This window comes from Allobosea sp. CER48, assembly GCF_044752385.1.
Taxonomy (GTDB): Bacteria; Pseudomonadota; Alphaproteobacteria; order Rhizobiales; family Beijerinckiaceae; genus Allobosea.
The window spans coordinates 1-6,567 of the sequence record NZ_JBIWYK010000162.1 but is presented as its reverse complement, the minus strand read 5'-3'; the positions used below and the strand labels follow the sequence as shown (position 1 = coordinate 6,567).

The 6,567-nt window shown below is 67.9% G+C and carries 6 protein-coding genes; 2 read left to right on the top strand and 4 right to left on the bottom strand.

The window, feature by feature from the left end; translation table 11 throughout:
* Positions 1 to 51: 51 nt before the first annotated feature.
* The 3 genes from ACIPIA_RS08205 to ACIPIA_RS08195 all read right to left on the bottom strand — a co-directional run bounded on the left by ACIPIA_RS08205 (position 52) and on the right by ACIPIA_RS08195 (position 2,617).
* A complete protein-coding gene (locus ACIPIA_RS08205; RefSeq protein WP_400508408.1) occupies positions 52 to 672 on the bottom strand; it encodes a helix-turn-helix domain-containing protein in 621 nt (206 codons plus the stop codon).
* Between the two features lie 122 nt (positions 673 to 794).
* Entirely contained in the window at positions 795 to 1,718 is a 924-nt protein-coding gene (locus ACIPIA_RS08200) for a DMT family transporter (protein ID WP_400508406.1), read from the bottom strand.
* Positions 1,719 to 1,837: 119 nt separating this feature from the next.
* Positions 1,838 to 2,617 carry an SDR family oxidoreductase gene (locus ACIPIA_RS08195; protein WP_400508404.1) on the bottom strand — a complete coding sequence of 260 codons (780 nt, stop codon included), beginning with the start codon at positions 2,615 to 2,617 and terminating at the stop codon, positions 1,838 to 1,840.
* Positions 2,618 to 2,759: 142 nt separating this feature from the next.
* Between ACIPIA_RS08195 and ACIPIA_RS08190 the strand changes: the two genes are divergently transcribed.
* Both ACIPIA_RS08190 and ACIPIA_RS08185 read left to right on the top strand, forming a co-directional pair.
* Entirely contained in the window at positions 2,760 to 3,665 is a 906-nt protein-coding gene (locus ACIPIA_RS08190; RefSeq protein WP_400508402.1) for a UDP-2,3-diacylglucosamine diphosphatase, read from the top strand.
* On the top strand, positions 3,665 to 4,777 hold the full coding sequence (locus tag ACIPIA_RS08185; RefSeq protein ID WP_400508400.1) for a glycosyltransferase family 4 protein: 1,113 nt from the start codon (positions 3,665 to 3,667) through the stop codon (positions 4,775 to 4,777). Before ACIPIA_RS08190 ends, ACIPIA_RS08185 begins: the two co-directional genes overlap by 1 nt.
* On the opposite strand, the gene ACIPIA_RS08180 is transcribed toward ACIPIA_RS08185, so the two are convergent.
* The gene (locus tag ACIPIA_RS08180) at positions 4,713 to 6,506 is read right to left on the bottom strand and encodes a cation:proton antiporter domain-containing protein (RefSeq protein WP_400508398.1); all 1,794 of its coding nucleotides are present in this window, start codon (positions 6,504 to 6,506) and stop codon (positions 4,713 to 4,715) included. The genes ACIPIA_RS08185 and ACIPIA_RS08180 overlap by 65 nt on opposite strands.
* Between the last annotated feature and the right edge of the window lie 61 nt (positions 6,507 to 6,567).

The window sequence follows — 6,567 nt, the reverse complement described above, 5'->3', positions numbered from 1 at the left end:
CCGCGCCTTGGCGCGGGCTTCGAGCGTTTGGCAACTGCGCAAGAGCGGCGGTTACTCCATCACCGCCGCTTTGAGGATGCAGACCATCAGGGCGTGGCCCGGCTCGCTGCCGACGCAGCGCACGACATGGCGGCGGTCGCAGCGATAGCGCAGCGTCTCGCCGGCCTTGGCGCGCTGGATGATGTCGCCGACCTCGACCTCGAATTCGCCGGAGGTGACCGAGAGCGACTCGATCGAGCCCCGCTGGTGGCCTTCGGAGTCGAGTTCGCCTCCGGGCTCGGCGCTGACCTCGTACCATTGCAGCCATTCGACGGTCTTGATCCAGCCGACGATGGCGAGACGCAGCTTGCCGTCCTCGGACACGAGGATCGGCGTATCCGCGCGGGTGGTCTTCTCGATGAAAGGCTCTTCCTCGCCGCTGGAGAGGACGCGCTCGATCGAGATGTCGAGCGCCTGCGAGAGCCGCCAGATCGTGGCCAGCGTCGGGTTCGTCTCGTTGCGCTCGATCTGGCTGATGATCGACTTGGCGACGCCTGACTGCTCGGCGAGGTCCGAGAGCGAGAAATTATAGGCCTTGCGCAGGCGCTGGATGGTCTTGCCGAGTTGGCCCGAGATGACCTGAGCCCCGGATTCAAGCTCCCGCCCGCCGCGCTCTTTCGTCTCGATTCCCATGAATTCGGCCCCATTTCGACTGTGAAGTCGTTTGTAACGGCGGACGATCGTTTGAACAAGCGAACAATGCCCGCCATCCGGCGCGTGGCTGGCGGCAGCCCGCGCACGAACTCGCGTGACGATCAGGTGATGCGGCTGGGGCCGACTTCGCGCTGCTCGCGCCGGGCAAGGCCGAGCTGGCGCTCGCGCAGGATCACATAGATGCCCGACGTGATGACGATGAAGGCGCCGATCAGGATCGCCGTCGCCGGCCATTCGCCGAACCAGATCCAGCCGATCGCCACCGCCCAGAGCATGGTCGAGTATTCGAACGGGGCGATCAGCGAGGCGTCGCCATAGCGGTAGGCCTGCACGATCAGGATCTGGCCGAGGCCGCCGAGGATGCCGATCACGACCATCATCGCGGCGTCCTTGAGATCGGGCATGTTCCAGCCGAGCAGGATGGTGGTGAGGCCGAGCAGGCTGGTCAGCAGCATGAAGTAGAAGACGATGGCGCCGGTGCGCTCCGTCTGGGTCAGGAGCCGGACCTCGACCGAGGCGAAGGCGGAGCAGAAGGCACCGGCGAGGCCGAGCGCGGCGCCCAGGGCCGCGTTGCTACCGACCGGGTGGCTGCCGGCCCCGAGATGCGGCGAGAGCATGATCAGCACGCCGACGAAGCCGATCGTCACCGCCGTCCAGCGATAGATGCGGACCTTCTCCTTGAGCACGAGCGCGGCGAGCACGACAACCGCAAGCGGCGCGGCATAGCCGATCGCCACCGCCTCGGAGAGTGGCAGGAACTGCAGCGCCGCGAAGCCGCAGAACATGCCCGTCGATCCCATGATGCCGCGCTTGAGATGTCCGCGCAGGTTGCTGGTCTTCAGCGCCGCCGGCAACTCGGAGCGCCAGGCCAGCCAGATCAGCAGCGGAATCATCGCGAAGAAGGAGCGGATGAAGACGATCTCGCCGGTCGGATAGCGGGTCGAGATCGACTTGATGCCGGCCGACATCAGCGTGAACGCCAGCGCCGAGATCAGCTTGAGGGTGATGCCGAGAAGAGGGGACAACGGAGCGCGCGGCGGGAGGAGAGGAACGGTTTCGGCCGAAACCGTTCCTCCTTAGACCATGTCGAAGCGGGGCGGCGAAGCGTGAACTCTGCAACCCCGCCAAGCCGGCGACGCGCGGCTCAGAACGTGCCGCGGAAGGCGCCGCCGTCGATCAGGAAGTTCTGGCCGGTGATGTAGCCGGCATGGGTGCTGGCGAGGAAGGCGCAGAGCTTGCCGAATTCGTCGGGCGTACCGAGGCGGCCGGCGGGAACGGCGGCGAGGCGCCGCTTCGTTGCTTCCTCGATGCTGATGCCCTGCATCTCGGCGACCTTGTTGGTCGCGGTCTTGATCCGGTCGGTATCGAAGACGCCCGGCAGGATGTTGTTGATGGTGACGTCGGCATGCGCGACCTCGCGGGCGACACCCGAGAGGAAGGCAGTGAGGCCCGCGCGTGCCGCCGACGAGACGTCGAGCCCGGTGAGCGGCGTGACGACGCTGGCCGAGGTGATGTTGATGATGCGGCCGAAGCGGCGCTCGATCATGCCGTCGATGACGCGCTGAACCAGCTCGAGCGGCGTCGCCATGTTCTGCACCACGCCCTCGAGCAGGCCCTCGCGCGTAACCTGTCGGAAGGGCTTCGGCGGCGGGCCGCCATTGTTGTTGACGAGGATATCCGGGTTGGGGGCTGCTGCCAGCAGCGCGTCCTGGCCGGCCTTCGTCGAGACGTCGGCGACGACGGCGATAACAGTCGCGCCGGTTCTGGCACGGATCTCGCTGGCGGTCGCTTCCAGGGTCGCCGCGTCGCGACCGTTGATCACGACGGTGCAGCCAGCGTCGGCGAGGGCCTCGGCGCAGCCGCGGCCGAGCCCCTTGCTGGAGGCGCAGACGATGGCCGTGCGGCCCGAAATTCCAAGATCCATCAGATTCCTCCGTAAGCTCGGCACGCTGCCGTCAGGCGGCTGCTCGTCGGCAAGCCTGATCATGGATTGGCGGCGTCGTCATCAAAGCGCAACGCAAATCAGACACACGCCCCAAGCATCGCAACAGCAGGAGCTGTCCGGCATGGGCGACGAGGACGACGCGAAGCAGGTTCGCAGCATCTTCATCTCCGATCTGCATCTGGGGACGCGCGGGGCGCAGGCGGACCTCGTGCTGGAGTTCCTGCGCGCCTATGACGCGCCGACCATCTATCTCGTCGGCGACATCATCGATGGCTGGCGCCTGAAGAGCGGCTGGTATTTCCCGCAGGCACATAACGACGTCGTCCAGAAGCTGCTGCGCAAGGTCCGCAAGGGCTCGAAGCTGATCTACGTCACTGGCAATCACGACGACTTCCTGCGCGATTTCACCGGGCTTCAGTTCGGCGGCATCACGCTCGTCGACGACATCGTGCACGAGACGGCCGACGGACGGCGCCTGCTGGTCATCCATGGCGACCTGTTCGACCTCGTGGTGCGCAACGCCAAATGGCTCGCCCTGCTCGGGGACTGGGCCTACACCGTCGCGCTGGCGCTCAATATGGGCCTCAACAAGGTGCGCCGCTGGCTGCAGCTGCCACACTGGTCGCTCTCGGCCTGGGCCAAGCACAAGGTCAAGAACGCCGTGAACTACATCGGCGAGTTCGAGACCTGCCTTGCCGCCGAAGCGCGCCGGCATGACGCCGGCGGCGTGATCTGCGGCCATATCCACCACGCCGCCTATCGGGAGATCGACGGGCTGACCTACATCAACACCGGCGACTGGGTCGAAAGCTGCACGGCCTTCGTCGAGCATCATGATGGGCGCTTCGAGCTGATCCGCTGGCCGCAGGGCCGCCTGAAGGGCGAAACCGCGGTGCCGGTCGTCGTGCCGGCCCGTCCCGTCGCGGTGCCGGAGCTTGTCGAGGCGGCCCGCAGCAAGCTCGGGCCTTTCGCGCTGGCGCGCATTCTCGGCGCCCAGCCGGAAACGGCCGAGCGAAAGGCGCGCTGATGCGCGTCCTCGTCGCCACCGACGCCTGGCGCCCGCAGATCAACGGGGTGGTGCGCTCGCTGGAGCGGATGATCGCGGCGGCGCCGGATTTCGGCGCCACCGCTCAGGCATTGACGCCGGAGGGCTTCCACCAGATCGGCCTGCCGAGCTACCCGGACATCCGGCTCGCGCTCGCGACGCGGCGGGCGCTGGCGGAACGGATCGGTCAATTCGGGCCCGACCACATCCATATCGCGACCGAGGGGCCGATCGGCTGGCTGACGCGAGCCGTCTGCCTGGCGCAGAAGCGACCCTTCACGACGAGCTATCACACGCGCTTCCCGCAATACGTCGCGGCGCGCTGGCCGATCCCTGAAAGCTGGAGCTACGGCCTGCTGCGCCGCTTCCATGGCCCGGCCGCGGCAGTGATGGTCTCGACCCCGACGGTGGAGGAGGAGCTGCGCCAGTACGGCTTCCAGAAGCTGGTGCGCTGGGGGCGCGGCGTCGACCTGTCCCTGTTCCATCCGCGTGCGCAGAGCGTGCTCGACCTGCCACGCCCGATCTTCCTCAGCGTCGGCCGCGTGGCGGTGGAGAAGAACCTGGACGCGTTCCTGTCGCTGCGGTTGCCGGGCAGCAAGGTCGTGGTCGGCGACGGGCCGGCGCGCGCAGACCTGCAGCGCGCTTATCCGGACGCTCATTTCCTCGGGGTCAAGGAGGGCGACGACCTCGCGGCGATCTACGCCTCCTCCGACGTCTTCGTATTCCCCAGCCTGACCGACACCTTCGGCATCGTGCTGCTGGAAGCGGCGGCGAGCGGCCTGCCGGTAGCCGCCTTTCCGGTGCAGGGGCCACGCGACGTTTTCGCCGGCAGCGGAGCGGCCGTGCTCGACGAGGATCTGCGTGCGGCAGCGATGCAGGCGCTCAGGGTTCGTCGCGAGACCTGTCTCGAGCTTGCTGCCGGCCACAGCTGGGCAAGCAGCGCCGCACAGTTCTACGGCCATATCAGGCGGGTCGCGCAGCAGGCGGGCTATCTGCCTCGTGAAGCGGGTGCGGCTGCGGCGTCGAGCTTTACAGCCTTCGCGAACGGGCGTGGCGCGGAAGGGCGGGGGCTGTCGGGGCGCCTGCCGGCTTGAGCTGCGCGCGGAAGCCGTCGCGCCGCTCGTGGACCGAAGCGATGACGAGGCCCATCGGCACGCCGAGGCCAACCAGCGCAGCCTCCGACAACTGCAGGCTCGCCTCGATCGTCTCGGGCACCGCGTCGTTCACGCCGATCTCATAGAGATGCCGGGCATGGGCCGCATCTCGGGCGCGGGCGACGATGACGATGTCCGGCCGCAGCGTGCGGGCGGCCTGGACGATGGCGTCCACGGCGCGGGCGCTGTCGATCGTCACGATCAGGGCCGTCGCCTCTTCCAGGCCGCAGAGGCGCAGGAATTCGGGCTTGCTCGCGTCGCCGTAGAAGGCAGGCCGGCCGGCACGGCGTTGCGCGGTGATCAGCGCCGCGTCGGAATCGACCACGATGTGGGACTTGCCGTGCTCGTCCAGCATCGAGGCGACGAGCCGTCCGACACGGCCGCCGCCGACCACGATGGCGCGCGGCGCATGGTCGCCAGGGGGCAGCACCGCGGCTTCGTCGGGCAGGATGACCGGAGGCGCCAGCTTCTGCGCGAGGTTGCGGGCGATCCGTGCCAGCAGCGGCAGCGCGATCATCGTCAGTGAAACCGCTGCCAGGACCACGCTGGTCGCCCTGTGGTCGATGAGTTCGGCGCCGGTGGCCGCATTCAGCAGGACGAAGGCGAATTCGCCGCCCGGCGCGACCATGATCGCGGTTTCGAGGGCGGTCGCGGCCGACAGCCGGAAGCGGCGGGCGAGGAGGAAGATGACGCCGGCCTTGGCGAGGAGAAGTCCGACCGCGATGGCGACGATCGCGCCCGGATTCGCCGCGATCTCGGCCGGGTTCACGCTCATGCCGACGGTGAGGAAGAACACGCCGATCAGCAGCGACTTGAACGGGTCGATCGTGACTTCGATGGCGCGGCGGAACTCCGTCTCGGCGAGGAGCAGGCCGGCGATGAACGCGCCCAGCCCCATCGAGAGGCCGGCCGCCGCGGCGATCAGCCCCGTGCCGAGCGCCGTCAGCAACGTCGCGGCCATGAAGCTCTCGGTCGAATCGGTCGATGCCACCAGGCGGAAGAGCGGCCGCAGCGCCAGCCGGCCGATGACGATGATGGTGGCGATGGCGGCGAAGGCCTGGATGAAGGCCTGTGCCAGGCCCGCGAGCAGCGAGCCCGAGCCGTCCTGCGCATCGAGCACGCTGATCAGGAAGAGCAGCGGGATGACGGCGAGATCCTGACAGAGCAGGATTGCGAAGCTGGTGCGGCCGGCCGAGGTCGTCATGCGCTTCTTGGCGGCGAGCAGCTCGACGACCATGGCAGTCGAGGAAAGGGCGAGACCGAAGCCGATGATGAGGGAGGCCGCGGCCGGCTGGCCTGCCGCATAGGCGACAAGACCGATGGCCGCCGCGCTGAGGCCGACCTGGCCGAGGCCGAGTCCGAAGACGAGACGCTTCATCGTCATCAGGCGCTCGAAAGACAGTTCGAGCCCGATGACGAAGAGAAGGAAGGCGACGCCCAGCTCTGCCGGCCCTGCCAGCGCCTCCGCGTTCGAGACCGTGATGGTGTTCAGAAGCGGGACCTTGGCAGCAAGGCCGCCCAACCCATAGGGACCGAGCAGCGCGCCGCAGGCGACGAAGGCGATGATCGAGTTGACCTTGAGGCTCTTGGCGAGCGGCACGATCACGCCCGCCGTCGCGAGCACGACGACGGCGTCCTTGTAGACGGAGGGATCGACGGTTCCGGCCAAAGGGGCGACCCTGCGATTCGAACGAGCAGAAATGGTCCGGCAATTCTTGCGTTTTGCCGCG